We start from the raw sequence: 25,709 nt of genomic DNA on the forward strand, positions 1-25,709 counted from the left end.
AAATCGGGTTTAATATAATATCTAGAATATACCGGCGAGGAGATAGCCGCCGAGCGCAACGAAGCTGCCAAAGGTCGAGAGAGCCCCAATGGCGCGAAAGGCCTGAAAAATCTTGCCCGTTTTGGCGCCGTGCGATCCGGCAACGGTCGACAAGGCAATCGCGTGGAAGATCCGGCCAATAATGAAGACCAGAGCGATGATCCGGACGATATTGTTCGGCACCACGGTCATCTCCGCTAGCGCGAGAACGGCAACGAAAAGCGCCGCATTTTCCGCTAGATTACCGTGACGCCTGATTTTACGTTCCAGTGCCAGATCGTCACCTGTTCCTAGATTCACCCTATTCTTGATGCGATGCATGCCGACCAAAATCATCAAAATGGCCTGCAGGATGATGAGAATGGCGCCGGCGACGGCCGCGATCAATGGGATGGTCATGCGATATTCTCCTAGTCGAATAATGTTGTCGTTGGGGGACTTGCGGCAAATGATGCGTGAGAGCAAGATTGTTACCGGTGGAAAAATAGGAAGTCAAAAATCCTATTTGCACATTCATGGTGCAAATTTTAGCCATGGAATAGCGATCAATTGCCGCTACAAGCTTTGTTCATGGATTGGGAAGACGTCAAAACATTCCGCTCGGTGATGGAATCCGGAACGGTGCGGGCCGCCGCCAAGCAGCTGGGCGTGCATCACAGTACGGTCAGTCGCAGGATTGAGCAGTTGGAAAAATCGCTCGACAGCCGCTTGTTCGAACGGCGTCCGGAGGGTTATTTCCCGACGACGTCAGGGGAAGAATTGGCGCGGGTCGCAGATCAGTTTTCGGAAGAATTATTCACGGTAGAGCGCCACATTGCGGGGCGCGACAATGAACTGTCGGGCAGCTTGAAGGTGACCATGGCAGAGCCGTTCGCGCTCACCATATTCGCTGACCGGATACCGGAATTTTGCGCGGCCTATCCGGGTTTGGATCTGGAGATCATCACCAGCTTTGATCTGCTGGATGTGGCCCGCAGAGAAGCGGATATCGCGATCAGGATGGACAATAACCCACCTGATGCCTTGGTCGGTAAACGGCTGTTTGCTTATTGTGCGTCAATCTACGCCAATCCGGATTATCTGGCCAAGCAGGATTTTGAGAATCGACCAGAAGATGCCCGCTGGCTCGGTTGGAACGATCGCGAAAGCCGCTTTCCCGACTGGACGCAGGATACTGAATATGCACGAGTACCGGTCTGGGGCAATTTTGCCAGTATTGGCCTACAAGTGCGACTGGCGCAGGCTGCTATGGGGTTGATCATGGTGCCTTGCATAGCCGCGGATGGCGTGCCCGGTCTGGTCCGAGCAACCGACCGTGAGCCGATGCCATCACGCGACATCTGGATCTTGACGCATGAAGATTTGCGTCGGACCGCGCGGGTTCGGGCCTTTATGGAATTTGCAGAAATGGTGCTGCGAGACAATCGCGCTGCCCTGCAAGGATTGGTGGCGGGCTAGTGTGAAAAAGCGACTTCTATTAACCTAAAGATGCCTGATGCTGGGCAAGTTCACACCTTTTCCCAACCAGACTGTTAACCATCATCTTGCACCGTCGATCAATGAATCTGGGCTAGTCTTCATCCTCATGGACAAGACCTTCTCCAGCATGTCGCCTATTCGTCAGACGGCCATTATTTCTGCGGTTGCGGTCCTTTTGTCGTTCACCTTGACGGGTTCTCTCTATCTTTTGTTTTTTGGTATGGATTTCCGGTTCTGGCAGGCAATGGTTCTAGCAATCATGGTTCCTTGGGGCATCAGCATTCCGCTGGGCCTCTTTTTGTCCAAGCAACGTTTCAGGCTCATCGAGTTGACTGAGGGGCTAGAGCAAGCGCAATTGAAGTTGCGCCAAGTCAACAAGGCGCTTGAACAACGGGCCAATTTTGATGCGATGACCGGTTTGCCCAATCGTGAAAGCTTTCTTGCCCGGCTTGATCTTATGCGCGCCGACCATCTCGAAAATGTGTTGATGATTGTCGATGTTGATCATTTTAAGAACATCAATGACAGTTTTGGTCATCCTATCGGGGATCAAGCGCTGATGCTTCTTGGTAAGGTGTTTCGAAAGATACTGCGGAAGAATGACCTTGTCGGACGTATCGGCGGTGAAGAATTTGGTATATTTCTTCCCAATACAAGCGGCGCCGAGGGACAGATTATTGGCGAGATGGTGCGACATGAAATAGAGAATATAATATTCGAGCCCCATAAGAATATGCGCCACGTGATCACCGTCAGCATCGGCGTGGCTCACATTGCTGCGCATCAGGATCGCCCGACGATCATGGGGAATGCCGATGCTGCCATGTTCAGGGCTAAACGGCGAGGTCGCAACCGGGTCGCTTTGTTTGAGCCGGGTATGCGGGCCAAACCAGGCCCGACCCATGACCAGAATCTGGACTTGGACATGGCCCTGCCGGACGCAATTCTTCGTTGATATCGAAATTGAAATGACGAAGCTTGTCGGCGCTGCTAGTGCTGACCGCTATGATGGAATCTCCAGACAGCAAACCCAATCATCTCTACCTCGTTGACGGCTCGGCCTATATTTTCCGGGCCTATCACCGTCTCCCGCCGCTGACCAATATACGCGGTGAGCCGGTCGGGGCGGTCTATGGCTATACCACCATGTTGTGGAAGCTCGCCGACGAGCTCAACAAAGCCGACGGCCCGACCCATTTGGCGGTGGTATTGGACAAGTCGGGTACCAGCTTCCGCAATGATCTCTACGATCAATATAAGGCCAATCGTCCGGAGGCTCCGGAGGATCTGAGACCACAATTCCCGATGATCCGGGATGCGACGCGTGCCTTTTCGCTGCCGCTGATCGAAGAAGAAAATGTCGAGGCCGATGACATGATCGCCAGCTATACCAAGGCGGCGGTTGCCAAGGGCTGGAATGTCACGATTGTTTCATCCGACAAGGATCTGATGCAATTGATCGAGCCGTTTGACGACAGCCGGGTCGACATGCTGGATACGATGAAAAATGTCCGGATGAACCGGGGCACGGTCGAAGAGAAATTCGGTGTTGGCCCGGAAAAACTTGGCGATGTGCTCGGCTTGATGGGCGACAGTTCCGACAATATTCCGGGAGTCCCCGGGATCGGACCGAAAACCGCTTCCAAGCTAATCAACGAATTTGGCGACATTGAAAGTGTGCTCGCCGCCGCGCCGGAGATGAAGAAATCCAAGATGCGCGAAAATCTGATAGAATTTGCCGAGCAGGCGCGCTTGTCACGGGTACTGGTCACGCTGAAGGAAGACTGCCCGCTGCCCGACACGCTGGAGAGTTTCCTGATTCAGGATATTCCCGAAGATCCATTGCGCGCCTTTCTGGCCGATCACGGCTTTAGCAGCCTGCTGAAGAAGCTTGGCGACGACGGCCAGTCGCAGCCCCAGGATCCCGATGTAGTGGATCAGGGGGCATCCCTTCCGGCAAGCAAAAGGCCCGAAGTGCCAGCCATCGATCGGTCACAATATGAATGCGTTCAGGATATGGCGGCGCTCGACCTTTGGATTGCGCGGGCCACCGAGGCAGGTGTCTGCGCGGTTGATCTGGAGACGGACAGTCTGGAAAGTGTCACCGCGCGTATTGTCGGCGTCTGTCTTGCCATCGGCCCCAACCAGGCCTGTTACATCCCGCTCGGTCATGGCAGCGGAGACATGTTCGGTGAAACGCCGCTGCAGATCGGTCTGGACGATGCGCTGGCGAAACTGAAGCCGCTGCTCGAGGATGATGCGGTGCTGAAGGTCGGGCAGAATCTGAAATATGATATGGGCGTATTGGTCCAACATGATGTCCGGATCGCGCCGTTCGATGACACATTGGTGATGAGCTTCAATCTGGATGCCGGCCTGCACGGACATGGTATGGATGAGCTTAGCAAATTTCACCTCGGCCATGAATGTATCAGCTTCAAGAGCCTGACCGGGACCGGCAAAAAGGCGATTGGCTTTGCCGAAGTGCCGCTCGACAAGGCGACAGAATATGGCGCGGAAGATGCTGATGTCACCCTGCGTCTATGGGAAATCCTGCGCTTGCGGATGGTCCCGGAACAGGCAACGCGCGTCTATCAAATGGTGGATCGCCCGCTGGTCCCCGTGATTGCAGGCATGGAGGGAACCGGCGTGCTCGTTGACCGCGAGGTGCTGGCGCGCTTGTCCAAGACCTTTGCCGAGGAAATGGAAAAGCTGGAAAAGCAAATCCATGAGCTGGCCGGAGAGCCCTTCTCTATCGGCAGCCCGAAACAGCTTGGAGAGATTTTGTTCGGGAAGCTCGGCCTCAAGGGGGGCAAGAAGGGGAAATCCGGACAATATTCGACCGATGTGACCGTGCTGGAACGGCTAGCTGGAGACGGCGAACCGATTGCCCAGAAAGTCGTCAACTGGCGGCAGCTTTCGAAGCTTAAATCCACCTATACCGATGCGCTGCAGGAACAGATCAACGAGAAAACCGGCCGCGTGCATACTTCTTATAGTCTGAGTGGCGCGCAGACCGGGCGTCTGTCCTCGACCGAACCAAATTTGCAGAATATCCCGATCCGTACCGAGATCGGACGGCAAATCCGGCAGGCTTTTGTCGCCGCTCCCGGTAATGTCATATTGGCTGCCGACTATAGCCAGATCGAATTGCGTCTAGCGGCGCATATTGCCGATGTTGATACGCTGAAAGAGGCTTTTGCGGCCGGCGAAGATATTCACAACCGTACGGCGCGCGAACTGTTTGGCAGCGAAGACCGGGATGCCCGTGCGCGCGCCAAAACGATCAATTTCGCCATTCTTTATGGCATTTCGCGATGGGGGCTAGCCAAACGGCTGGAGGTCGAACCGGATGAAGCGCAAAATATGATCGATGTCTATTTCGAACGATTCCCGGGTATCAACCAATATATTTCCACCACTTTACAGGCTGCAAGAGAGGCAGGCTATACAGAGACGCTCTTCGGGCGCAAAACTTGGTTCGAGCGGTTGAAGTCGCAGAATCAGGCCGAACGTCAAGGCAGCGAACGGGCAGCGATCAACGCGCCAATCCAGGGCACCAGCGCCGATATCATCAAGCGCGCCATGGCCCGGATGTTGCCAGCGCTGGACAAGGCGGGGCTGGGCAATGTCAAAATGCTGATGCAAGTGCATGATGAACTGGTTTTCGAACTACCGGAAGGCGATGTCACAGCAGCCAGCGAGGTGATCCGTGCGGTGATGTCCGGTGCTGCGGAACCGGCGGTCAAGCTGTCCGTGCCGCTGGACGTGGATATCGGAACCGGGAAAAATTGGGACGAGGCGCACTGATCTGGGGGTCAGGTCTTGATCCAGAAACGGATGAACAGGCCGACGGCGCTGATTACCAGCACGCCCATCACCCAATAAGCCAGCAGCCACAACAAGCGCTTAGACAAGGGTGCGTTATCTGCTCTTTTGCCGTCGGAGGAAAGCGGATCAAACGCCATTAGTGATAGCCGTCTGAACCGACTTTGCCGCGAAAAACCCAATAGGCCCATCCGGTATAGGCGAGGATGATCGGTACCATGATAGATGCGCCGATCAGCATAAACATCTGGCTCTCATAGGGCGCCGCGGCCTCCCAGATCGTTACCCGGCCAGGGATCACATCCGGCCACATAGAAATGCCTAGGCCCACAAGGCTTAGTCCGAACAGCCCCAACGCGCAGAAAAAGGGTGCAGCCTCTTGCCGCTTGGACAGGCTCCGGAAAAACAAGATAGTGATCACGAGCGTGGCCAGCGGAACTTGGGCCGTGGCCAAAACACCCGGATAGGCGAGCCAGCGCGTATAATATTCTGCTTCGAGGAAAAGCGTGGCCACGCTGACAATGCCGATCGCAACGAGCAGCAGGATGCCGAGGCGGCCCGCATAGCTGTAGCATTGTCGCTGCAACGCTCCTTCGGTTTTCCAGATCAGCCAGCAGCACCCGAGCAAGGCATAGCCGGCCAGCAAGGCAAATCCGGTCAGCAGGCTGAACGGTGTCAGCCATTCCCACCAGCCGCCGGCATAGGCGCGGCCTTCGACTGTAATGCCTTGTAGCAAGGCACCCAATGTTATGCCTTGCGCAAAGGTCGCGATTATTGATCCGGCGGTGAATGCAAAATCCCAGCCGGCCCGATGGTCGGGATCCCGCCAGCGAAATTCAAATGCGACGCCGCGCAAAACCAGTCCCAGCAACATCGCGATCAAGGGCGCATAAAGCGCGGGCAGGATGATCGCATAGGCGAGCGGGAAAGCGGCCAACAGACCTCCACCGCCCAGCACCAGCCAGGTTTCATTGCCATCCCATACCGGCGCGATACTGTTCATCGCCGTGTCGCGATCCGGCCCGGCCTTGAAGTTGGGGAACAGGATACCAATGCCCAGATCAAAGCCATCCATGATCACGTAAACCACGACGGAAAAGGCGATGATGCCAGCCCAGATGACTGTGAGATCGAGGCCGGTCATGTCATTGCCCCTTTCTCCATAGGTCCATCGAGCACAGCGGCGGCGGGCGTTATCCCTGCGGTGCGCGTGGGGCCATCGTGTGGCGTCGGTTCATGCGCTTCCGGTGTCTTCGCGGCGAGCTTGAATATATACCAGATGCCTGCGCCAAAAACGAAGAAATAGACGACGACAAAGGCGATCAAAGAAGTTGCCACAGCAGGCGCATCCAACGGTGCTGCGCTTTCGCTGGTGCGTAACAGCCCGTAGACGGTGAACGGCTGGCGCCCGACTTCGGTCGTTACCCAACCTGCTAGCACGGCGATGAATCCGGATGGTCCCATCACCAAGGCGGCACGATGAAGCCAGGTCCAGTCATAGAGTTTTTTGCGGGCGCGGGCGACAAGGCTCCAGAGACCGATGCCGAGCATCGCAAAGCCAAGGCCGACCATGATCCGAAAGGCCCAGAACACGATTCCGACGGGCGGCTCATCCCGGTCGGGAATTGTATCCAGACCGGCCAGCGGCGCATTCAAGTCGTGTTTCAGGATCAGCGACGAGGCTTTTGGTATTTCAATCGCATAGTCGATCCGCTTTTCCTTGCTGTTGGGAATACCGAACAGGATCAGCGGCGCCCCATCGGGGTGGCTTTGATAATGGCCTTCCATCGCCATCACCTTCGCCGGTTGATGCTCAAGCGTGTTCAACCCGTGCAGGTCTCCCATGAAGATCTGGGTCGGCGCCACGAGCGCGGCCATCCACATGGCCATGGAGAACATTTTGCGCGCGCCTAGGTTGGTCTTGTCTTTCAGCAAATGCCAGGCCCCAACCGCACCCACGGCAAAGGCCGTGGTCAAATAGGCGGCCAGCAATGTGTGGACGAGACGATATGGGAAGCTGGGATTCCAGACAATATCCCACCAGCTCGCTGCTGGCACAAATTGCCCGACATCATTGATCGCATAGCCAACCGGCGTCTGCATCCAGCTGTTCACCGACAATATCCAGAAGGCGGAGATAAAGGTCCCGATGGCGACCGCCAAGGTCGCGATGAAATGCAACTTGCGGCCGACCTTGTTGATGCCAAACAGCATCACGCCCAGAAAACCCGCCTCGAGGAAAAATGCCGTCAGGACCTCATAGGCCATGAGTGGCCCGATGATCGGGCCGGCCTTGTCGGAAAACACCGACCAGTTCGTCCCGAACTGATAGGACATGACGATGCCGGACACGACACCCATGGCAAATACCACGGCAAAAATCTTGAGCCAGTAGCGATAGAGATTGGCGTAGACGCCCTTGTCGGTTTTCAGCCAGAGCCCTTCCAGAACCGCGAGATAGCTCGCGATCCCGATTGTGAATGCGGGGAACAGGAAGTGGAAGCTGACGGTGAACGCAAATTGCGCCCGCGCCAAATTGATTGCGAGATCGTTTTCCATCATATCAGGCCTCTTGCCATCCAAGTGTCGGTCATATTATCGGCTTTGTCTTCCAAGTCCGCAATTGCAATTAGCGCGGAGTAAGCTGCGTTTTGCGAAAGGAAGACTTTCCCGGACAATTGATCTAGAAAATGGGAGCGATTCAATCGGTCCATCACCGGGCCTTTTACTTCCGACAGATGCAGCGAAATCCGGCCGTCTTCCAACCGATGGTTGATCGCCTCGATACTTTCCAGCGCCGAGGCATCGATGGCGTTGACTGCGGAGCACATGAGCACGACGTGGCGCACGGTCTGCTGCTCCGCCACCTGCTCGAGGATGAATTCTTCCAGCCAGCGGGCATTGAGATAGGTCAGACTTTCATCGATCCGGATCGTCAAGATACGCGGATCAGTGAAAACCTTGTGACGATTGACATTGCGAAAATGTTCCGTTTCCGGAACCCTGCCGACAATGGCGGCATGGGGTCGCGAGCTGCGCCACAGGAACAGGGCGAGACTGAGACTGACCCCCGCAATCACGCCGGGCTCAACCCCGGCGAGCAACGTGACACCTATGGTGGCGGCCATTGCCGCAAAATCCATTTTCGAATAGCGCCAGATCGTAAGGGGCGTTTTGAAGTCGACGAGGCTCAGCACCGCAACAATGATCGTCGCGGCCAAGGTGGCAATGGGTAGGGAGGCCAGCAGCGGCGTCAGAAACAGCGCGGCCAGGGTTATACCGATCGCGGTATAGGCTCCTGCAGCGGGCGTCTCTGCACCGGCATCGAAATTAACCACCGAACGCGCAAAGCCGCCGGTGACCGGATAGCCTCCCGAAAATGCTGCGGACAGATTGGCCGCGCCCAGGCCGATCAGTTCCTGATCCGGATCAATGCGTTGGCGTCGTTTGGCCGCCAGCGTCTGACCGACCGATACAGATTCGACAAAGCCGATGATGCTCAGCAGCAGCGCCGGAATGGCGAGTGTTTTCCAAAGCTCAAGATCGACCAGTGGTACAGAAAAGGGTGGCAGGCTTTGCGGTATATCTCCGACCACCTTCACGCCTTCGGCCTCCAGATCGAACAGGATGGTGACGATGGTGGAAACCGCAACGGCTGCGATCGGGCCGGCTTTGGCGATCAGTTCGGCCGGGCGCGCAGGGAGGCCCAAACGCACAAGAAGTGGTTTTAGACCCTTGCGGACCCAGAAGAGAAAGGCGGTTGCACAGACGCCGATGATCAGGGTTGGCAGATTGGTTGTCCCGATCGTCGCGGCGATGCTGGACAGCAGTTCGGGCATCGCGGCACCGCTGGCCTTGATGCCGAAGATCGACTTCAGCTGGCTTGTCGCGATGATGATGCCGCTAGCGGTGATGAACCCCGAGACCACCGGATGGGAGAGCAAATTGGCGAGAAATCCCAATTTGAATATGCCCAAAAGCAGCAAGAACAGGCCGGACAGCAGCGCCAGCACCAAGGCCGCTGCAATAAATTCCGCGCTGCCGGGCGGAGCGATGGCGCTCGCTGCGGTCAGCGTCATCAGTGACACCACCGCAACCGGTCCGACCGCCAAAGTCCGGCTGGTGCCGAATATCGCATATGCGATGAGCGGCAGGATAGAGGCGTAGAGCCCGATTTCCGGCGGCAATCCCGCCAGCATGGCATAGGCCAGGCTTTGCGGGATCAGCATGATCGTCACAATGATCGCCGCCACGCCATCATTGGTCAGCGTGCTGCTGGTATAGCGGCTGCCCCAATCGAGGATCGGCAGATAGCGGGAGATTTGCATGGCTTTTCTTATTCCGCACCAATGGGGTGGGGCCGGACCATCCATTCACGCCCCTTGAGCATGCCATGCCAATAGACCGGTGGCAGGATTGTGTCTTTGAGCAACCACGAAAGCCGCGATGGACGCGTGCCGTCGATCAGCCAATTGGGAAAGCTCGGGAGCAAAGTTCCGCCATAGCCAAATTCGGCCAACACAATCTTGCCGCGTTCGACGGTCAGCGGGCAACTGCCATACCCGTCATAGTCTGCAACCGGGGGCTTGCCGCGAAGGGCCGCAAGCGCGTTGACCGCGACAACCGGGGCTTGCTTGCGCGCGGCGGCCATCGTCTTGGCATTGGGTGCGCTGCAGGCATCACCGAGCGCGAATATATTCGGATATTTGCTGTGCCGCAGAGTTGCGGGATCCACATCGACAAAGCCGTTCTCTGCCGCCAATGGGCTGGAGCGGATAAAGTCCGGCGCTACTTGCGGCGGGACGACATGGATCATATCAAATGCAACGTCGACCCGTTGGCTATCCTCACCCTGCTTCTGTTCAAATGTCGCGATTTTGCGCTCGCCGTCAACAGCGACCAAGGTCGATTCAAAGTTCAGATGCGCATCATAGCGCGCCACATATTCCATCAGCGCCGGGACATATTCTTTGACCCCGAACAGCACCGCGCCGCTATTGTGAAACTGCACATCTATATCGCCTAACACACCTTCTTTTTCCCACTTGCTGCAGGAAAGATACATCGACTTTTGCGGTGCACCGGCGCATTTGATCGGCATCGGGGGTTGGGTGAACAAAGCGGTTCCGCTGTTCATTTCCTTGACCAGACGGAACGTATAAGGTGCCAGATCATAGCGGTAGTTCGACGTGACTCCATTCTTGCCCAGAGTTTCTGGCAGGCCGTCAATCGCTTCCCAATCCAGTTTGATGCCCGGGCAGACGATGAGCACATTATAACCGAAGTCCTGCCCGTCGACCGTTCGGACGGTCTTGTTGTCTGGATCAAATGATGCGACCGCAGACTGTATCCATCGGGCCCGATCGGGGATCAGATCCTTTTCCTTGCGGCGGGTGAATTCCGATGAAAAGGCACCACCTCCAACCATCGTCCATCCGGGCTGATAATAATGGTCATCGGCAGGATCGATAATGGCGAGCGATATTTTCCCGTCACGCTTCAACATGCTGGCGGCGGTGGCGATTCCAGCGGAACCGCCACCAACGATCAGGACGTCAAATTGGCCGGCGCTGTTTACGGTCATGGCAGAATCCTTTCGAACATGGGTTTAGCTGGTCGCTCGGTGAGCGATCATGCCGGCGAACAATGCGGCGACAAAAGCAAGGGCAGGCAGCGGATTGATGGCCAGATCCGCCAGGCCCGGCCCGGGACACAGGCCGCTAATTCCCCAACCAGCGCCAAATAATATTGCCCCGAGCGTCAATTTGCGATCGATGAGCGATGTGCCTGGCAGAGAGAAATCTTTGGCGGCAAATGGCCTGGAGAGGCGTTTTTGAATGATCCAGGCCAGCGCCATGGGAATCATCGCTCCGCCCATCACAAAGGCGAGCGTCGGGTCCCATTGGCCGAACAGATCCAGAAATCCCTGTACCCGGGCGGGATCCGCCATGCCGGAAAAGGCAAGGCCAGCGCCAAATAGCGATCCAGCGAATAGGGCGACGAACATCTGTCTCACAACAGGCCTCCCGCGCGCATCAATGCGACGGTGATAAAGCCGCTGGCCATGAATATTGCCGTGGCCATCAGAGAACGCGGAGACAATCGCGACATGCCGCAAACGCCGTGACCGCTGGTGCAGCCGGAACCGAGGCGGGTGCCAAAGCCGACCAGCAATCCACCGATGATTAGCGGGATGATTGATGGCGGAAAGCGGGTCTCAACACCCCCGATCAGTGCTGACAGAATGAAGGCGCCCAAAGGCAGGCCAACGACAAATGCGATCGCTATGCTGCGGGGGGTCCCACTATTGGCAATGCCAGTGGCGCGCGCTGCCAGTCCGCTGACTCCGGCGATGCGGCCAAGACCCAGCAGCATCAGCGCCGCGGCCAATCCGATCATCAATCCGCCGATCAGACCTTCCAGCGGCATGGCATGGGGGAAAGCTGAGAGGGTCATACGCCGTTCAACGGTATTTTGAGGTAGCGCACGCCATTGTCTTCAGGCGGTGGTAAATGCCCGGCGCGCATATTCACTTGAATAGACGGCAGGATCAGGCGCGGCATATCCAGAGTCTTGTCCCGCGCCGTGCGCATGGCGACGAAGTCATCTTCGCTGATTCCGTCATGCGCATGAATATTGTTCTGGCGCTCTGCGACAACCGTGGTTTCCCAGACATATTCGGTCCGGCCCGCGGGCAAATAGTCGTGGCACATGAACAGTCGGCTGTTGTCGGGTAGCGACAATATCCTGCGCATGGATCGATAGAGCTGCCGCGCATCGCCACCGGGAAAATCGGCTCTGGCCGAGCCATAGTCCGGCATGAACATCGTATCGCCAACAAAGACCGCGTCGCCAATGACATAGGCGATACAGGCCGGTGTGTGGCCCGGCACATGCATCACAGTTACATCAATATTCCCGATCTGGAACCGATCGCCATCGGCAAACAGATGGTCGAAATCCGATCCATTCCGTTGAAATTCCGTGCCGGCGTTGAACAATTTTCCGAACACATTCTGTACCGTCACGATATGCTCGCCAATGGCAATTTTGCCCCCAAGCTTTTCCTGTAAGTAAGGCGCTGCAGACAGATGATCGGCATGGGCATGGGTCTCCAGCAGCCATTCGACCGTGAGGTCCTTTGCCGTAACATAGGCGATCACTTCATCGGCGGAATCGAGGGCCGTGCGGCCAGAAGCCGGATCAAAATCAAACACGCTGTCGATGATGGCAGTGCATTTGGTTTCCGCATCATGCACGACATAAGTGACCGTATTGGTGGGGTGATCAAAAAACGATTTGATCACCGGTCGATTTTGCCCAGTCTGGGCAATTTGTTCTGTTGCATGAATCAGGGTCGAATCAGTCATAGAAAATTCCTAATATTCATATTTACATAAACTATGTAATAGACTATAAGGGCTGCGTCAACATGACCGTATTTTTCAACTCGCCGGAGGGGCCAAATTTAATGATGGAAGAGTTACCGAGACAGCCCGTTTCCTTGCGCATTGGCGATAGCGCGCCCGACTTCGAGGCGCGCACAACCCAAGGGTCCGTTAAACTTTCAGATTATCGCGGTCGCTGGTTGATCTTCTTTTCCCATCCGGCCGACTTTACCCCGGTATGCACCACAGAATTTGTAGCGCTGGCGCGACAGCAGGACCGGTTTGCAGCTCTGGATTGCGCGCTCTTGGGCCTGTCCGTGGACAGCCTCTATGCTCACCTCGCATGGGTGCGCGCCATTGAAGACAGATTTGGTGTCACAATCCCATTTCCGGTCGTGGAGGATCCGAGCATGGCGGTGGGAAATGCCTTTGGTATGATAGATGATCATGCAGCCGATTCCGCTGCCATGCGGACCAGCTATTTCATTGACCCCGAAGGGATAATCAGAGCCACTACATGCTACCCGCACAATGTCGGCCGTTCCGTCGACGAGATGATCCGTATGCTCACCGCCTTGCAGTTCACGGACGAAAAAAATGTCCTGACTCCCGAGGGCTGGCAACCCGGAGAGGATGTGTTGCAAATACCACCGCTATCGGCTGACGCTATCAGCCGCGAGGAAGACTGGTTCTGTCATGAGGTGAAAATCCCGTGACAACGATTTATGAAAGCCGAGAGCGGGCCGATGAAGCCACCGAGAAGTTGAAGGTTTATGCGCAACCCCAACGGTTGATGATCCTGTCCTATCTGTTGCGGGGCGAAGGCAAGGTCAGTGACATCGACACGGCGACCAACATAGGTCAGCCTGCTCTTAGCCAGCAACTTGCCGCGCTGAGGCGCGCCAATGTTGTGAAAACAAGGCGTGAAGGCAAGCAGGTCTGGTATGATCTCGCGGATGACGCCTCGCGCCTCTGCATAAGCACTATGGAGGCTTTGCTAACCGATAAACCGGACCCGCAGCTGGTGATGAAGGCCGCCCGCTCGCTTCGTACCTCCGGTGCCCGACTGGTCAGCGGCAGTGGAACCGCCGGCTTTGCAAAAATTTTATAGGATAGGATATTTCATGACCGATGACCGCAGCAACCAAGGCCAACAGCCTAACGATCCGCAACCGGAAGACTGGGCTGGCGAAATGGGTTTGAAATGGCTGGCCAGCCTATCCTTGTTTGAAGAAATGATCGCGCCCATCGGTGATGCTTTGCTAGAACGGGCCAGCTTTAAACATGGCGAGGCGGTCATTGACCTCGGATGCGGTGGTGGGGCTACCACGCTGGCCATTGCGCAGGACATTGCGTCATCCGGAAAGGCCATGGGCGTCGATATTTCTCCTGATCTCGTCGCTGCTGCCCGGGGCCGGGCTACCGATGCCGGTTTGACCAACATAGATTTTACCTGCGCCGATGCCGCAACAGTCCAGCTACCTGCCGCTCCTTATGACCGGCTCTTTTCCCGTTTTGGCAGTATGTTCTTTGCGGATCCGTTCGGCGCTTTTTCAAACCTCCACAGCTTGCTCCGCAAGGATGGGCGTATGGATCTCGCGGTCTGGGGACCACCGCGCGATAATCTCTGGATGATGGAGATGATGGGCGTCATCAGAAATCATGTCGAAGTCCCACCGGCAGTGCCGCGCGCGCCCGGACCATTTGCGTTTGAAGATCTGGAATATCTGGGTCAGATCCTCGACAGCAGCGGATTCTCAAATACGGATATCGTTGCTTATGAAGGTTTGCAACCGGTCGGCGGTGTTGGTGCCACACCCGAAAAAGCCGTGGAATTTATCTTTGCCTCGATGGCAGCCGGCCGACTGTTGCACGACCAGGGTGAGGCGGTCTTTGCGGCTGCGAGCCAGGAGTTGATCGATTTGTTTTCTGGCCACCATGTTCCCGGCAAAGGTGTCATGATGAAGGGGAAGGCTTGGTTGGTATCAGCCACAGCTTGATATTAGAGGCCTCGTTGATCAGTGCTTAGCTTAGATATTCATCCATGGTCATGTGCAATCGCCTGATCCGCGCTTCCTGATAATTGCCCAACGATTGCGCGCCCTTTTTAGAAGCTTTCGCGCCGTCCCTTTGCATGGCCAGATTGTCTGTGTCCTGATCGAGTATCTCTGCCAGGACAAACCCTTCCACGTCCGTGTAACTGTCTTCGACTTCTAGCCGTATCGGTTTGGCAGGGGCGGGACGCTCGCCATTCTCCGGCAAGGGTTGCAGTACCAATATTTCGTGCAAGCAATGATCCACATCGATCGGCCGAAACCGGTAACACAGACGGATATTGATGCCCGGAAAGAAGAACATATTGGGGAAGAGAAAATATTCGATGCTGTCGATCATCTCGCTGGTCGATACGTCGGACAGATCGACATGGAACGCGGTGCCATATTCTTTGCGCAGCATATCCGCATGCGCTGCCCGTGCCGACGCACCCGCGGGCAAGTCACCCGGATTCCGGCCGAGTTTTTCGAACAGCTTTGCTTCGCTGACCGGCTGTTTTAGATGCGGGCTTGGCACACCGACCGCGTGCATGAAGCGGCTGACATTCTTGCCAAAAATATCATATTGCGCATTGGCATCCGCTGCCGTGTAGACCGCCTGTGAATGGGTTTCCAAAACATGATAGGCCTCGAGAAAAGCCTCCATCGCCATCTTCCAATTGGCCGGCAGGACTTTCTGCGTGTGCAGCGCGACATAGCGATCGTCCATCGGCCATTGCTGGAAATGGTCCGGCAATATCTCTAGATAGTCTGCCAGCGGCGGTGCGTCATCGTCCATGTTGATAAACACAAATCCACCCCATTGATCGCAATGAATCTCGGTTAGGCCAAAATTGCTTTCGTTGAGATGCGGGAAATCCCAACGGCAGGGAATTTCTTTGAGCGATCCGTCCAAATGGAAGGTCATCCCATGAAAAGGGCAACGAATATGCGGGCGTTTGGTTCCGCTGCTGCCCTCTTTGGCGAATTGCATACCCCGATGCGGACAGCTGTTTACAAAAGCTCTGATTTTTCCGTCATCGCCGTGCACGACGAGAATCGAGTGAGGGCCAACATCGTAGACATGGCGGTCACCGGGCGCAGGGATATGCTCTTCGCGACAGGCCCATTGCCACGTCCGGTTCCACATCTGGTCGATTTCGCGGTCATGGATATCGGGATGGATATAGCGATCAAAGCCAAGATCCTCATCACCCAGAAATTCATATTGCTCGGTGCGCATGGCGGCCGGCGGATTGTCGCCATCGGCATCCATGATATCCTGCATCGACGGTCCCGGGCACCGCGCCTCGCCCGGTGCGAGGCTAGGATCAGAAGGCTTTGTCAGGTCATGGGCCATCGGCTGGCTCCGACTTGCGGCGCATTGCGGCCCGGCCATAGAGCGGGTCTGAGGGTTTGCGCGATCCGACTAGCATCGGCGTGGCAGCCAGAAAATCGTCCGCGCATGGATCGTCGCGCACCCAGTCCACCAATTCCGATCGATAGGCGAATTTCCAAATGCCACCCCGGTTTTCTAATCGGTCAATATAGCGCCCGCTGATAACCAAGTCGCGTTTCTCGCCCGCTTCATTGGTCAGCTTGTGATAGGCTTGATAATAGACTTCGCCAAAGGCTTCATCATCCGAGATCTCGATCAGATGTTGCCCGATCATATGATGATTGCGGTCGTGTTTCGTCAAAGACTCGATGCAGAAATCGACAAAGCCATCCGGGCCACCTTCATATATGCCGTAGCCCAGATAGGCATCGTCCCAGAATTGCGCGCGCAGCAAATCACGGTCCAATCGATCCAGCCCGCGCATATAGAGCGCCGCCAGATCCCGGATCTGCAGATTGGCCTTCATGGCGGCTAGCTCGGTTGCACAGATCGGATCTCTCCTGTTCTTTTGGTGCATAGTAGGGGCCGCCCGCATCAGGTAAATTACCGTTATCGATAGCAGGAGTTTTACATGTCGAACAAAACGGGCGCGCATGAACCAGGCCGCATAGCCAGCGCCGCGGAACTGGCCGACCGAGCGGCCATTGCCGAAATCATCGCCCTGCATTGCCGCGGCGTCGACCGTGCAGATGAGGAAACGCTCAAAAGCTGCTACTGGCCCGATGCCACGACAGCCTATGGCAGTGATGCGGTTCCGGCTCACGGCTTCTGCGCGGAGCTTGTCTCGGCGATCCGGGCTTTCCGGCAGACCCACCATATGGTGACCAACAGCATATATGCTTTCGACGGCGCGCAAGCGCGGGTGGAAAGCTATCTGATCGCCTATCACTATCTGGCCGGGCTGGATGGCGACGATAGCGAAATGACCTATCTTGGTCGCTATCTTGATCGGTTCGAAAAGCGCGAGGATATCTGGAAAATCAAACATCGCGAACCTGTGATGAGCTGGAGCCAGAATGCCGCCACCACCCATGATGCCCATCACCCCGCTCTCGCAGCGCTGCGCCAGGCAGAACGATTTCCAGACGATATTGTCTACAAATAGCCAGCGAGGGGAGCCCCTCGATAGCGGGGCGCTTTTGCCAAGTGGAGAATAGTGGTGCGCGAGACAGTCTATAGAGAACAGGTCTCAGACTTGGAATTTCCCTGCTTAGCGGCAAATAACAGGGAACAGCGCGAGCATCGGCAGGGAGATTGCTTTCCAGAACGTTCGTTGGCCATGTAGAGATCGGCCAAGCCATGGAAACACAGCTGCATATCGATCGAAAATCGCGATTTCTGAAAGAGCAAATGACGTTTATTTTTCACCCATTAATGGCCATTCACCCCGTCGTCATGAGGACAGCTACTTATCTGTTTATAAAATCAGGAGTTGAGCGCGCGGCAAACGCTAGTATCAGTCCATTGATGCAATAAGAATACACGCCATTATTTGATGGGTTAATGAAGCTAAATTTTTGTCAGGGAACGATATGAAGGTTGCACAGAACATCAATGTTGAAGGGCGCCACATGACAACGGCACCTCAGGATATCGGGCAAGAAAGTGCAGCTAGTTTCGATGTCTATCGGAGCCTTCGGCACGATATAATAGCCAATAATTTGAAGCCAGATCAAAGATTACGGTTTGATGCGCTCAAGCAGGCTTACCAAGCCGGCGTCGGAACCCTTCGTGAAGCGCTCTCGCATCTGGTTTCTGACGGACTGGTTCGGACTGAAGTTGGTCGGGGTTTCCGAGTGGCGCCTGTATCGGTCACCGATTTGATGGATGTAACAGAATGGCGGATAGAGTTTGAAGTCCGGGCCGTTACAGCATCGATCCAGAAAGGGGATGACGCGTGGGAAGCGGAGATCGTGACTGCATACCATTTGCTATCCAAAGCCGGATTGCCGGATCATGATGCGCCTGCAGAACTGTGGCTCGCCTATTCCCAGAAACATGAGCGTTTTCACAACGCACTTGCGGCCAGTTGTGGCTCTCCTTGGCTGCTCTACTTTCGCAGCGCGCTAAGCGCACAGGCACAACGCTATCAGGGCCTTGCTGTCATTCGAACTGAGCCCAGGGCCCATAGGGGTGATGATGAACATCGCGCGATCATGGATGCGGTTCTCGGGCGCGATAGAAAACTAGCGTCGAAATTGATCGAGACTCATATTCGCCATACCGCCGATATTGTTGCAAAAGAGCTTGCTGATTTCGAAGCCACGGTCCCGGAAGCGTCTCCTCGTGCCGGCAAAAGAAAAGCCGGCAAGCGCCCCAGCAAGAAAGCCAAATCAGAGGGCTGATCATCGGCCAAATTACAATCGCAATATCACAATCTGGGGTTCGACCGCCGATCGGGCCCTCTTCGTTAAGCTCTAGCTTGCCATTTCTTTAGCTTCTTCAGCCTCTTCGGCCAATAAAGCTGCGATGGTGCGGCGCGCTCGAACGGCAGCTTCATCGGTCGGTAAAAGTAACGGTTTCAAACTCAACAAATCATTGGTTTCCATATTTTGAGCACATAATCCAACCATTCGACCGTCTTCATTGGCGAAGGTGTGAGCGATTCCCTTTTGAAGTCCCTGGCTCGCCTCTTCGGAGTCTATGTTTTGATCGCGGCAATTGTTCCAGAAATAATGAGTTGAGTTTTCATCCGCGGGCGTGAGCATATTGGCTCCTGGCGTATGGGAGCCAATCTTGCGATCCGTATTCATTTCCACAATGCCTGCATCGAGCAACATGTGGCCGGGAGCTTCCCAGCGGACATTGAAGTAATTTTCGACAATGTCCGGTGCTTCAGGCCACAGAAGGCTAACCAATGGAAGCTTCGGGCTGTTAAGCTCGCAATGATAATCCCAGATCACATTTCCTTTTTGCTCCGTGTGATATTTCCGTTCGAAATTTTCGGGCAATTCAAACCCCAAATCAAGAAGTGGATGGAGGAATTGAACATGTGTCCGATCAAGAAGATTGTCCGTGACAAGTTCGTAATGTGCAGGTGTCAGATGGTGACCGTAGACCGTTTTGACACCTTCACGCTGCTCAGTCATCGAAAAGTCGGGAATAAGCGATAGGTCTGCTTTTGCGGGATCACCCATCCAAATAAAGAGAATGCCCCATTGCTCGCTAAGCGGGTATGTCTTTAACCGAGCCACTTTTGGAGCCTTAAGGTCGGTCTTGCTACCTTTGTCTCCATTGGGATTGCGGACGCATTGTCCAGTGGCTGCAAATTCGAGTCCATGATATGGGCATGAAACATTGTCACCAATACGGCGACCTTCGCTCAGCGGAGCAAAGCGATGCGGGCAGACGTCAGACATTGCGACAGCGTCACCGGCCTCGGTACGATAGAGTAAAACATTTTCACCGACCAGCTTCCGTCCGACCAATGCTCCGTCATCCAACTCATGCGAAAAACCTGCGCAATACCAAACATTTTTGAGAAATGGCATATTTCTACTCCCCTCCAGAATCATAATTTTGACTTAAAAGAGCATTATGGAACTCATTTGTAAATAGATAAATGCAACAAGCTACCCTCGGCAAAATCACGCTTCAGTCGACCGAACATATTTTGTTGATAATGCACGGAAATAAAGGTGCCGGAGCAGAGCAGATCCGCTGCAAGTCGAAATCGGGCGTCCGCTCCTGTCAACCGGCCGAGCGGCAACTCCACAAGGAGGAAGTCCAGGCTCTGCGCCATCAATTCAAGCAGGCAATTAGAATCTCCAATAGGCAAAAATGCATCCATTGGAAAAACGATGGCGTCCGTATTTTTCTTTTTTGAAGTTGAGCAAAGTCCGTGGAGCCCCCATTGAGAAAGATATGACTGAAACCAAGACTCCTTCCCTTGCGAGTATTCCTCTTGATCCCGAGATTGCAGCGCCTGAACTGAGCAATCGCGAGACCAAGCGCATAGAAATGCTCAATGAAGCTGCGAAGACCCTGAATCGCCGCGGCGTAACGCAAACTTCACTAGCCACAATCGCCAACAATGTCGGAATTTCCAGGGCCGCACTATACTATTATGTCAACAATCAAGAAGACCTTGTCTATCAATGTTATGTTCGGACATGTCAGCAATTGAGCGGCTTGCTAGATGCGGCAACGGCAAAGCACACCCATCCGCTGGAAATTATATGCACTTTCATCGCCAACGCGATTAACGAAAACCGAGCAGAGTTCGCATCGCTCAGCGACATCGCTTTTTTGCAAGGGGAAAAGCGCAGCATCGTAATGGGATTGTACAAAGGCATTCGCGCAACATTGGCGGATATCGTGTCGCTAGGAATTGAACGGGGCCAAATTCGTCCATGCGATCCCCGCATTACGGCGTCAACTGTCCTCGGGTTGATTACGTGGGTGCCAGTAACCCTGGTGTGGATGCCCGATGACGGTCCTGCGAAAAATCTTCTCAGTAAAACCATTCAGGACATTGTCCGTATAGGCATTGCATGTGATCGCAAACGTCCCGGTAAATTTGAAAGACATGACGTTCGCTCTTTCGTGCCGTTGATTAACAATGTCTTTGATAGCAAAGCTCAAGCGGCCGCCCGAAGGGAAACATTGCTGGCTTCGGCTTCCTGGCTGTTCAATCAAAAGGGCATCGATGCCACTTCTCTGCAAGAGGTTGCCCGTGGTCTCGGCGTTACCAAGAAAGTCATCTATCACATTATAGGCAGCAAAGATGACTTAGTAGCCGAATGCTGTCGAAGAGGGTTTCGCTTTTTTGAATTTATGTCGGATGCGACCAGAAAGTTTGACGGAACCCGAATGGACGCGCTCTGCACCAGCCTCGCTACTCTCGCTGAAGCAAGTGTTCGGAGAGACTTAACCCCTTTTGCGCCGATCACTGGCCTTGATGCATGGCCAAGCGATGTAAGAGCTGAATTGCTGGGCTTTGCTGCACAGCTAAGGAAGAATTATGACAGTGTCTTGGCCATCGGCGTGACCGAAAACAGCATCCGGAACATAAACGCGCAGGCCGTCATGACCTTGTTTCCCGGCTTCTACGAATGGATGTCGCGATGGATAGACACGCTCCGGGAAACAGAGCAAGAGCGAGTGCCCGATGAAATCGCCAATTTGCTACGCCTTGGCCTGGCGCCAGTTTAACGAAACCTGGCCTTCCAAAAATATATTGCCCCGACCCTAACGCGAACCAAAGGCTTATTCGTTCAGACGGCATTGTCACATTAACTTGGCGAGCGACCATTGTCATCTGGATGAAATGCTGATTGTCATTCGCGGAAACCTGTACTGGTTAAGGCGAGCCGTGGACAATGGAGATTCTGTGGCCGGTCCATGAATTGTAACGCTTCATCCATGCTATCGCCCGCTTTGAAACTCATCCCCTGTTCCATTGGTCAAGCAAGAAAATTATTGACAAAATGTTACAGGTGCCTTCACCTTGAAAGAAAAAACGAGTCGCTCATAGAAATTTACTAGGGGGCGACGCTATGACCGATTTCCAATCTATACTTCGGACTGGATCAAAAGCTTTAAGCTTTGCAGATGACATAAAGCATCTGTCATCAATCAGTGCAATCGCCGAGCGCTACGATGATATTGTAGAAAAACTCGGGCAGTTTACCTCTCCCGAAGATATTGTAGATCAGATCATCAAGGGCACGTTAGACGAAAAATTAGAGGATATTCTAAAAGATTTGGGGTTGGCTAAGGACCTCAAGAAAGTAACGGAACTGGTTTCGGGAGTTCAGGACTTTTCTGATGGCAATCTGAGGCCATATTACAACTTGGTCAAGCCGGTGTCTGCTTTTGATGAAGGCGCAAGCCCATCAACCAGTGTGGTGTTTTCAGGCGATGATGACGGGCTGGTCCGATGGCCCATAGTATCAGAATCGAAGAAATTGTCGGCGCCTCAAAAGGACCGTTACTCAATAGATCTGGGCCTGGATGCAGAACTGGACTTCGAAGCCGGCGATACTTGGCCCTATAATTCCGATTCAATGCCGGATCCGCTTCTTAGAATGGGTTTCAAAGGTTCCGCAGAAGCAGGAGCAAAGGCGGAACTGCCTTTAAAAATCGGCTTCATTGGCGGTGAGTTTGAAACAAAAGCGGGCATCGACTGTCAGTATTATTACGATACAAAACAGACCAATGGAATTTTTGCTTCGGAAGTTGCAACGCGTTTGCCCCGCCTTCCCAATCCGTTTGATTTCGACAGCGTGTGGGATGCGTTTGGCGATCCTCGCTATGGGCTGTCCGGAATTATTCTGAAGTATGACGGCAATATCGGTTTCGATCTGGAAGTTGGCCTGGGTAAAAAGTTTGCTTTCGCCAAAGGCATCGAATTGGGCGCCAATCTCTCGGTAAAAGTCGGCGTCAAGCGGCCAGGCTCTTTTGAGCTTTCCATGAGATCCCGGAATCTGGCGGCCGGGGGCGGTAAAACCATTGTAACAACGCTATCGAGAGGTGAGGTTAAAGAGCGTACCGTTGGTTTCGGTCTGGGTATCGAGCTTGATTTGACGGGAGCCGCATCGCGTGTTCACAAGCTCTTGTCTGAAGCATTGGGCCACTGGGACAAAGGGCTTGAGGCGGTCAAACCATATTTGAGTCCCGGTACGTGGATTCAAGAAAACCTGAGCGATCAACTATCCCCGCTTTTGGATGATCTGATAAAAAATGCTGAACTCAAGCAAGCCCTATCGGATGATTTGCAAATTGCCCTCGGCATCAAATCGGACGATGAATCAGCATTGAAGGAATGGTTGAAGACGGAGATTGTAGAGAAAGCTGACAATGTCAGCGCGCTAGCGACTTCCAAAGCCTCGAGTGTCGGAAGCGACATAGCCACCCATATAGCGGGAAGTCTTCCGGGAATACTTGGTACTGAACTTCAAAATCCAATCAACGAGATGCTCGATGGATTGTTAAAACAACTCAACGAGCGCTTTGAAAAGACCATTGAAGATATCTGGACTGAATCGGACAAAGCCTCTTTGAGCAAAACGCTCAAAAAACTGGGAGACAAATCAAGTAAGTCCGTTGCCGGTCTTGATGATTTCGGCAAGCGGATCGAGGCATTGCTGAACCGCTACGACAAGCTTTTCAAGAAAGTTGTAAAGGCCACGGGCGATGCCGCGAATGCCAAAATATCGGCCTCAATCGAAATCGAGGACACTCTGGTTAGAAAAGCGACTTACCAGTTTTCGGGCGAATTCCTCAAACGCGATGATGACACTCGAAGAATTTTTCGCGCTATGATGAAGGGAGAGTTTCAGCAAGCAGCAGAAGTTTTGACCAAGCAGTCAGACGGTTTTGCGCTTGATCCTGAAAAATCACAAATCACGCGGTTTAGGCAGCACACCAGTAAGTTCGGCTATGCCTTTGTTGTGTTCGGGCTTGGAAAAACCGCACAAAAATCAATCGATGGAATGACCACCATAACATATAGAGGGGATGGCGGCGTTGACGTTGCGTCTCAAGCTCTTGGTATCGCGACCGAGTCTCGAAAAAGTGACGAGACAAGATCCGCCAGATTTGTCGCAGCGAGTTCGATCCTCGCAAGCCGGTCCTTAGCCGATCAACCGCAACACGGGACCCGGATGATGGATTTGGGGCTTCAGTTCAGACACGAGGATGATGAACTGAGGCGGAGAGAACTTGATGGCATAATCAAGAGTCTCGTAGATATCGAACTCGTACCTGCCGGCACAAGAGCAAAGGCGAAAGACTTGCTGGATGAGTGGGTTGGTTTTGGCAAGAAATCGAAGATTAAAGCAGATGTCGATGTAAAACTGGTTCTGGAGCGAAACGGGCTACAGAATTTGATGCAAATTAGCTCCAAAGACGTGGACCCCAAGCTGGATGATGCGGCACGCCAAAAAATCGGCGATGGTCATAAACTGGCCCGTGCGCTGGTAAGCAAGTTTAAGGATATCAGTGATGATGGAGAAAAGATCGATCGCGAAATAAAAGACTACGAAAAAATGATAGAATATATGCGCAACATATATTTCTCCATTCCGGCCGGGCTTTCCGACAGTGACGGTATTATCACCAATGCAGGATGGTCACTGGAGCAATATAATAACGCTGAACGCGAAATTGAAAAAATTGCCAAGAAGAAGATTCGTCATTTTAAAGAAATAATAGGCGGAGGCGGGTTCGGTAACGCACTGGATCATAAATTTCTGTTGTTCATGAGTACCTTGGCGAATCTTGCTGCAGATAGGCAAACCGACGCCTCTGGCTCTTTCGACACAGCTCTGTCGATCGCGATCGTAATAACTCGCAGGTCAAAAAACACTGCTCCTGTAACAAAGGTGCTGATCTAAATGTGCGGCGTAGAGCACCTCAGACGCAAACTTGACAAAGTAGGGGAACCGCAAAGTTCCAATCAGACGTCTCGAGGATTGAACCAAGCAAGAAGTATACGGAGATAAAAAAATGAAATTTAATACATCTGGCTGGCTTGATCAGGCTTCGATAGAAAAATCACCGAATTTTTATGCAAAAAATAATTCCAAAGAAATAGTCGTGATGCACTATACAGCCGGCTATTCCGCCGCTTCTGCTGTAAACACTTTCAAGAAGAAATCCGCAAAGGCAAGCGCACATTTTGTGGTGGAAGTCGACGGATCTATAACCCAGATGGTGTCCACTGAGCAATGTGCATGGCATTCCGGCTACGGACGTTACCAAGGCCGTGGTCGGGTAAATGATTTTTCGATTGGAATTGAAATAGTAAACCCCGGTTACCATTTCCGGGACGATGACGGTACTTATCTGAACTGGCAGAAGAAGGCTATTTCCAAGAGCAAATTGGCTCCTTTTCCGGGCATGCTGAAAGTCAGGGATCCTTGGGTTGGGAGCCGAGATGCTTTTTGGCCTGAGTTTCCAGTTGAACAGCTGAAAAGCTTAGAGCAGCTGTTGAAAGCGCTCTTGAAATCATATCCATCCCTTCGGGATGTCGTTGGTCATCGTGATGTGGATACGGTTCGCAAAATCAAGGTCGACCCCGGGCCAGCATTTCCTATGCGTCAATTCCGTTTGCTGCTCGATAACCGAGATGATGACGAAGGAAAGCCTGTACCGTTTAAAGTGTCAATCTCCTCCGGTGGCTTAAACGTCCGCGGTGGTCCGGGCACGAGTTTCGAACGAATGGACTGGGGGCCGCTTTACGATGGCGAATTTGTGGAGCGAATTGAATCCGAAGGCAGTTGGTATCTTATCAGGAGATGGATTGAGGGACAGATGAAAGAGGGGTGGGTATATTCCCGATATCTAGTCCCGCGCGAATAGAGCGGAGGGAGGCCGTTCTTTTGCAAACAGCAAGCGCGGTTTTACCAAGCTGAGAGTGATGGTGCCGCTTAGAGGATTCGAACCTCTGGCCCCCGCATTACGAATGCGATGCTCTACCAACTGAGCTAAAGCGGCATCTGTGAAATGGATGGGCACGAACCGCATGCATTTCTATTGATCGCGCGCCACTACCAGCACAGCTTTGTCGTGACAAGTCTGCGTGGTCTATATTTTATG

General features: G+C 53.8%; 25 protein-coding genes and 1 tRNA gene. 11 read left to right on the top strand and 15 right to left on the bottom strand.

The features are described 5' to 3' along the window. Window positions 1-21: 21 nt before the first annotated feature. Window positions 22-438, bottom strand: coding sequence for an MAPEG family protein (locus ABJV08_RS03525; RefSeq protein WP_348041645.1), 417 nt, complete (start codon window positions 436-438; stop codon window positions 22-24). A 171-nt stretch (window positions 439-609) separates the two neighbouring features. On the opposite strand from ABJV08_RS03525, the gene ABJV08_RS03530 reads away from it, so the two are divergent. The 3 genes from ABJV08_RS03530 (at window position 610) to polA (ending at window position 5,328) form a co-directional block, all read left to right on the top strand. Beyond that, on the top strand, window positions 610-1,497 hold the full coding sequence (locus ABJV08_RS03530) for a LysR family transcriptional regulator (RefSeq protein WP_348041643.1): 888 nt from the start codon (window positions 610-612) through the stop codon (window positions 1,495-1,497). A 148-nt stretch (window positions 1,498-1,645) separates the two neighbouring features. Further along, window positions 1,646-2,473, top strand: a complete 828-nt coding sequence (locus ABJV08_RS03535; RefSeq protein ID WP_348041641.1) for a GGDEF domain-containing protein — start codon at window positions 1,646-1,648, stop codon at window positions 2,471-2,473. Between the two features lie 53 nt (window positions 2,474-2,526). After that, entirely contained in the window at window positions 2,527-5,328 is a 2,802-nt protein-coding gene (gene polA, locus ABJV08_RS03540; protein ID WP_348041783.1) for a DNA polymerase I, read from the top strand. Between the two features lie 8 nt (window positions 5,329-5,336). Here polA and ABJV08_RS03545 read toward each other — a convergent pair whose 3' ends face one another. The 8 genes from ABJV08_RS03545 to ABJV08_RS03580 are packed head-to-tail and all read right to left on the bottom strand — an operon-like array spanning window position 5,337 to window position 12,716. Next, entirely contained in the window at window positions 5,337-5,486 is a 150-nt protein-coding gene (locus ABJV08_RS03545) for a DUF2474 domain-containing protein (protein ID WP_348041639.1), read from the bottom strand. After that, complete coding sequence (gene cydB, locus ABJV08_RS03550; protein WP_348041637.1) at window positions 5,486-6,490, bottom strand: cytochrome d ubiquinol oxidase subunit II; 1,005 nt, start codon at window positions 6,488-6,490, stop codon at window positions 5,486-5,488. The genes ABJV08_RS03545 and cydB overlap by 1 nt, the downstream gene beginning before the upstream one ends. Then, window positions 6,487-7,905 (bottom strand): cytochrome ubiquinol oxidase subunit I, encoded by a 1,419-nt coding sequence (locus ABJV08_RS03555; RefSeq protein ID WP_348041781.1) that lies wholly within the window; start codon window positions 7,903-7,905, stop codon window positions 6,487-6,489. Before ABJV08_RS03555 ends, cydB begins: the two co-directional genes overlap by 4 nt. Next, entirely contained in the window at window positions 7,905-9,674 is a 1,770-nt protein-coding gene (sulP, locus tag ABJV08_RS03560) for a sulfate permease (RefSeq protein WP_348041635.1), read from the bottom strand. The genes ABJV08_RS03555 and sulP overlap by 1 nt, the downstream gene beginning before the upstream one ends. Before the next feature lie 8 nt (window positions 9,675-9,682). Beyond that, window positions 9,683-10,930 (bottom strand): FAD/NAD(P)-binding oxidoreductase, encoded by a 1,248-nt coding sequence (locus ABJV08_RS03565; protein WP_348041633.1) that lies wholly within the window; start codon window positions 10,928-10,930, stop codon window positions 9,683-9,685. Window positions 10,931-10,954: 24 nt separating this feature from the next. After that, complete coding sequence (locus ABJV08_RS03570) at window positions 10,955-11,362, bottom strand: DUF6691 family protein (protein WP_348041631.1); 408 nt, start codon at window positions 11,360-11,362, stop codon at window positions 10,955-10,957. Next, window positions 11,359-11,802, bottom strand: coding sequence for a YeeE/YedE thiosulfate transporter family protein (locus ABJV08_RS03575; RefSeq protein ID WP_348041629.1), 444 nt, complete (start codon window positions 11,800-11,802; stop codon window positions 11,359-11,361). Before ABJV08_RS03575 ends, ABJV08_RS03570 begins: the two co-directional genes overlap by 4 nt. Continuing rightward, window positions 11,799-12,716: an MBL fold metallo-hydrolase gene (locus tag ABJV08_RS03580; protein WP_348041627.1), complete on the bottom strand. Its 918-nt coding sequence runs from the start codon at window positions 12,714-12,716 to the stop codon at window positions 11,799-11,801. The genes ABJV08_RS03575 and ABJV08_RS03580 overlap by 4 nt, the downstream gene beginning before the upstream one ends. A gap of 101 nt (window positions 12,717-12,817) precedes the next feature. Here ABJV08_RS03580 and ABJV08_RS03585 point away from each other — a divergent pair, with 101 nt between their 5' ends. Genes ABJV08_RS03585 through ABJV08_RS03595 form a run of 3 tightly spaced genes read left to right on the top strand, consistent with a single transcriptional unit; the run spans window position 12,818 to window position 14,734 of the window. Beyond that, the gene (locus tag ABJV08_RS03585) at window positions 12,818-13,450 is read left to right on the top strand and encodes a peroxiredoxin (RefSeq protein ID WP_348041779.1); all 633 of its coding nucleotides are present in this window, start codon (window positions 12,818-12,820) and stop codon (window positions 13,448-13,450) included. After that, the gene (locus ABJV08_RS03590) at window positions 13,447-13,845 is read left to right on the top strand and encodes a metalloregulator ArsR/SmtB family transcription factor (protein ID WP_348041625.1); all 399 of its coding nucleotides are present in this window, start codon (window positions 13,447-13,449) and stop codon (window positions 13,843-13,845) included. Before ABJV08_RS03585 ends, ABJV08_RS03590 begins: the two co-directional genes overlap by 4 nt. A gap of 13 nt (window positions 13,846-13,858) precedes the next feature. Beyond that, window positions 13,859-14,734 carry a class I SAM-dependent methyltransferase gene (locus ABJV08_RS03595; protein ID WP_348041623.1) on the top strand — a complete coding sequence of 292 codons (876 nt, stop codon included), beginning with the start codon at window positions 13,859-13,861 and terminating at the stop codon, window positions 14,732-14,734. Between the two features lie 25 nt (window positions 14,735-14,759). On the opposite strand, the gene ABJV08_RS03600 is transcribed toward ABJV08_RS03595, so the two are convergent. After that, window positions 14,760-16,127, bottom strand: coding sequence for an aromatic ring-hydroxylating dioxygenase subunit alpha (locus ABJV08_RS03600; protein WP_348041621.1), 1,368 nt, complete (start codon window positions 16,125-16,127; stop codon window positions 14,760-14,762). Then, window positions 16,117-16,632 carry a nuclear transport factor 2 family protein gene (locus tag ABJV08_RS03605; RefSeq protein ID WP_348041619.1) on the bottom strand — a complete coding sequence of 172 codons (516 nt, stop codon included), beginning with the start codon at window positions 16,630-16,632 and terminating at the stop codon, window positions 16,117-16,119. The genes ABJV08_RS03600 and ABJV08_RS03605 overlap by 11 nt, the downstream gene beginning before the upstream one ends. 105 nt (window positions 16,633-16,737) lie before the next feature. Here ABJV08_RS03605 and ABJV08_RS03610 point away from each other — a divergent pair, with 105 nt between their 5' ends. Then, window positions 16,738-17,271, top strand: a complete 534-nt coding sequence (locus tag ABJV08_RS03610; protein ID WP_348041617.1) for a nuclear transport factor 2 family protein — start codon at window positions 16,738-16,740, stop codon at window positions 17,269-17,271. A gap of 427 nt (window positions 17,272-17,698) precedes the next feature. After that, window positions 17,699-18,511: an FCD domain-containing protein gene (locus tag ABJV08_RS03615; RefSeq protein ID WP_348041615.1), complete on the top strand. Its 813-nt coding sequence runs from the start codon at window positions 17,699-17,701 to the stop codon at window positions 18,509-18,511. Between the two features lie 72 nt (window positions 18,512-18,583). Here ABJV08_RS03615 and ABJV08_RS03620 read toward each other — a convergent pair whose 3' ends face one another. The 3 genes from ABJV08_RS03620 to ABJV08_RS03630 all read right to left on the bottom strand — a co-directional run bounded on the left by ABJV08_RS03620 (window position 18,584) and on the right by ABJV08_RS03630 (window position 19,956). After that, window positions 18,584-19,303, bottom strand: coding sequence for a hypothetical protein (locus ABJV08_RS03620; RefSeq protein WP_348041613.1), 720 nt, complete (start codon window positions 19,301-19,303; stop codon window positions 18,584-18,586). A gap of 185 nt (window positions 19,304-19,488) precedes the next feature. Next, on the bottom strand, window positions 19,489-19,614 hold the full coding sequence (locus ABJV08_RS03625) for a hypothetical protein (protein ID WP_348116114.1): 126 nt from the start codon (window positions 19,612-19,614) through the stop codon (window positions 19,489-19,491). 96 nt (window positions 19,615-19,710) lie between these two features. Beyond that, on the bottom strand, window positions 19,711-19,956 hold the full coding sequence (locus tag ABJV08_RS03630; RefSeq protein ID WP_348041611.1) for a hypothetical protein: 246 nt from the start codon (window positions 19,954-19,956) through the stop codon (window positions 19,711-19,713). A gap of 74 nt (window positions 19,957-20,030) precedes the next feature. Here ABJV08_RS03630 and ABJV08_RS03635 point away from each other — a divergent pair, with 74 nt between their 5' ends. From ABJV08_RS03635 to ABJV08_RS03645, 3 genes are all read left to right on the top strand, one after another. Next, window positions 20,031-21,320, top strand: a complete 1,290-nt coding sequence (locus ABJV08_RS03635; protein WP_348041609.1) for a TetR/AcrR family transcriptional regulator — start codon at window positions 20,031-20,033, stop codon at window positions 21,318-21,320. 344 nt (window positions 21,321-21,664) lie between these two features. Further along, window positions 21,665-24,505, top strand: a complete 2,841-nt coding sequence (locus tag ABJV08_RS03640) for a hypothetical protein (protein WP_348041607.1) — start codon at window positions 21,665-21,667, stop codon at window positions 24,503-24,505. 112 nt (window positions 24,506-24,617) lie between these two features. Further along, window positions 24,618-25,472: an N-acetylmuramoyl-L-alanine amidase gene (locus tag ABJV08_RS03645; RefSeq protein WP_348041605.1), complete on the top strand. Its 855-nt coding sequence runs from the start codon at window positions 24,618-24,620 to the stop codon at window positions 25,470-25,472. A gap of 59 nt (window positions 25,473-25,531) precedes the next feature. On the opposite strand, the gene ABJV08_RS03650 is transcribed toward ABJV08_RS03645, so the two are convergent. Further along, window positions 25,532-25,607: transfer RNA gene (locus ABJV08_RS03650), tRNA-Thr, on the bottom strand. Window positions 25,608-25,709: the final 102 nt, after the last annotated feature.

Source organism: Parasphingorhabdus sp. (assembly GCF_039982395.1).
GTDB lineage: Bacteria > Pseudomonadota > Alphaproteobacteria > Sphingomonadales > Sphingomonadaceae > Parasphingorhabdus.

What these genes read in the sequence shown, in the direction of transcription:
- ABJV08_RS03525 (WP_348041645.1), bottom strand. Translation starts at nt 438, where the DNA reads ATGACCATCCCATTGATCGCGGCCGTCGCCGGCGCCATTCTCATCATC.
- ABJV08_RS03530 (WP_348041643.1), top strand. Translation starts at nt 610, where the DNA reads ATGGATTGGGAAGACGTCAAAACATTCCGCTCGGTGATGGAATCCGGA.
- ABJV08_RS03535 (WP_348041641.1), top strand. Translation starts at nt 1,646, where the DNA reads ATGTCGCCTATTCGTCAGACGGCCATTATTTCTGCGGTTGCGGTCCTT.
- polA (WP_348041783.1), top strand. Translation starts at nt 2,527, where the DNA reads ATGGAATCTCCAGACAGCAAACCCAATCATCTCTACCTCGTTGACGGC.
- ABJV08_RS03545 (WP_348041639.1), bottom strand. Translation starts at nt 5,486, where the DNA reads ATGGCGTTTGATCCGCTTTCCTCCGACGGCAAAAGAGCAGATAACGCA.
- cydB (WP_348041637.1), bottom strand. Translation starts at nt 6,490, where the DNA reads ATGACCGGCCTCGATCTCACAGTCATCTGGGCTGGCATCATCGCCTTT.
- ABJV08_RS03555 (WP_348041781.1), bottom strand. Translation starts at nt 7,905, where the DNA reads ATGGAAAACGATCTCGCAATCAATTTGGCGCGGGCGCAATTTGCGTTC.
- sulP (WP_348041635.1), bottom strand. Translation starts at nt 9,674, where the DNA reads ATGCAAATCTCCCGCTATCTGCCGATCCTCGATTGGGGCAGCCGCTAT.
- ABJV08_RS03565 (WP_348041633.1), bottom strand. Translation starts at nt 10,930, where the DNA reads ATGACCGTAAACAGCGCCGGCCAATTTGACGTCCTGATCGTTGGTGGC.
- ABJV08_RS03575 (WP_348041629.1), bottom strand. Translation starts at nt 11,802, where the DNA reads ATGACCCTCTCAGCTTTCCCCCATGCCATGCCGCTGGAAGGTCTGATC.
- ABJV08_RS03580 (WP_348041627.1), bottom strand. Translation starts at nt 12,716, where the DNA reads ATGACTGATTCGACCCTGATTCATGCAACAGAACAAATTGCCCAGACT.
- ABJV08_RS03585 (WP_348041779.1), top strand. Translation starts at nt 12,818, where the DNA reads ATGATGGAAGAGTTACCGAGACAGCCCGTTTCCTTGCGCATTGGCGAT.
- ABJV08_RS03595 (WP_348041623.1), top strand. Translation starts at nt 13,859, where the DNA reads ATGACCGATGACCGCAGCAACCAAGGCCAACAGCCTAACGATCCGCAA.
- ABJV08_RS03600 (WP_348041621.1), bottom strand. Translation starts at nt 16,127, where the DNA reads ATGGCCCATGACCTGACAAAGCCTTCTGATCCTAGCCTCGCACCGGGC.
- ABJV08_RS03605 (WP_348041619.1), bottom strand. Translation starts at nt 16,632, where the DNA reads ATGAAGGCCAATCTGCAGATCCGGGATCTGGCGGCGCTCTATATGCGC.
- ABJV08_RS03610 (WP_348041617.1), top strand. Translation starts at nt 16,738, where the DNA reads ATGTCGAACAAAACGGGCGCGCATGAACCAGGCCGCATAGCCAGCGCC.
- ABJV08_RS03615 (WP_348041615.1), top strand. Translation starts at nt 17,699, where the DNA reads ATGAAGGTTGCACAGAACATCAATGTTGAAGGGCGCCACATGACAACG.
- ABJV08_RS03620 (WP_348041613.1), bottom strand. Translation starts at nt 19,303, where the DNA reads ATGGGTGATCCCGCAAAAGCAGACCTATCGCTTATTCCCGACTTTTCG.
- ABJV08_RS03625 (WP_348116114.1), bottom strand. Translation starts at nt 19,614, where the DNA reads ATGAGTTGGATGACGGAGCATTGGTCGGACGGAAGCTGGTCGGTGAAA.
- ABJV08_RS03630 (WP_348041611.1), bottom strand. Translation starts at nt 19,956, where the DNA reads ATGGATGCATTTTTGCCTATTGGAGATTCTAATTGCCTGCTTGAATTG.
- ABJV08_RS03635 (WP_348041609.1), top strand. Translation starts at nt 20,031, where the DNA reads ATGACTGAAACCAAGACTCCTTCCCTTGCGAGTATTCCTCTTGATCCC.
- ABJV08_RS03640 (WP_348041607.1), top strand. Translation starts at nt 21,665, where the DNA reads ATGACCGATTTCCAATCTATACTTCGGACTGGATCAAAAGCTTTAAGC.
- ABJV08_RS03645 (WP_348041605.1), top strand. Translation starts at nt 24,618, where the DNA reads ATGAAATTTAATACATCTGGCTGGCTTGATCAGGCTTCGATAGAAAAA.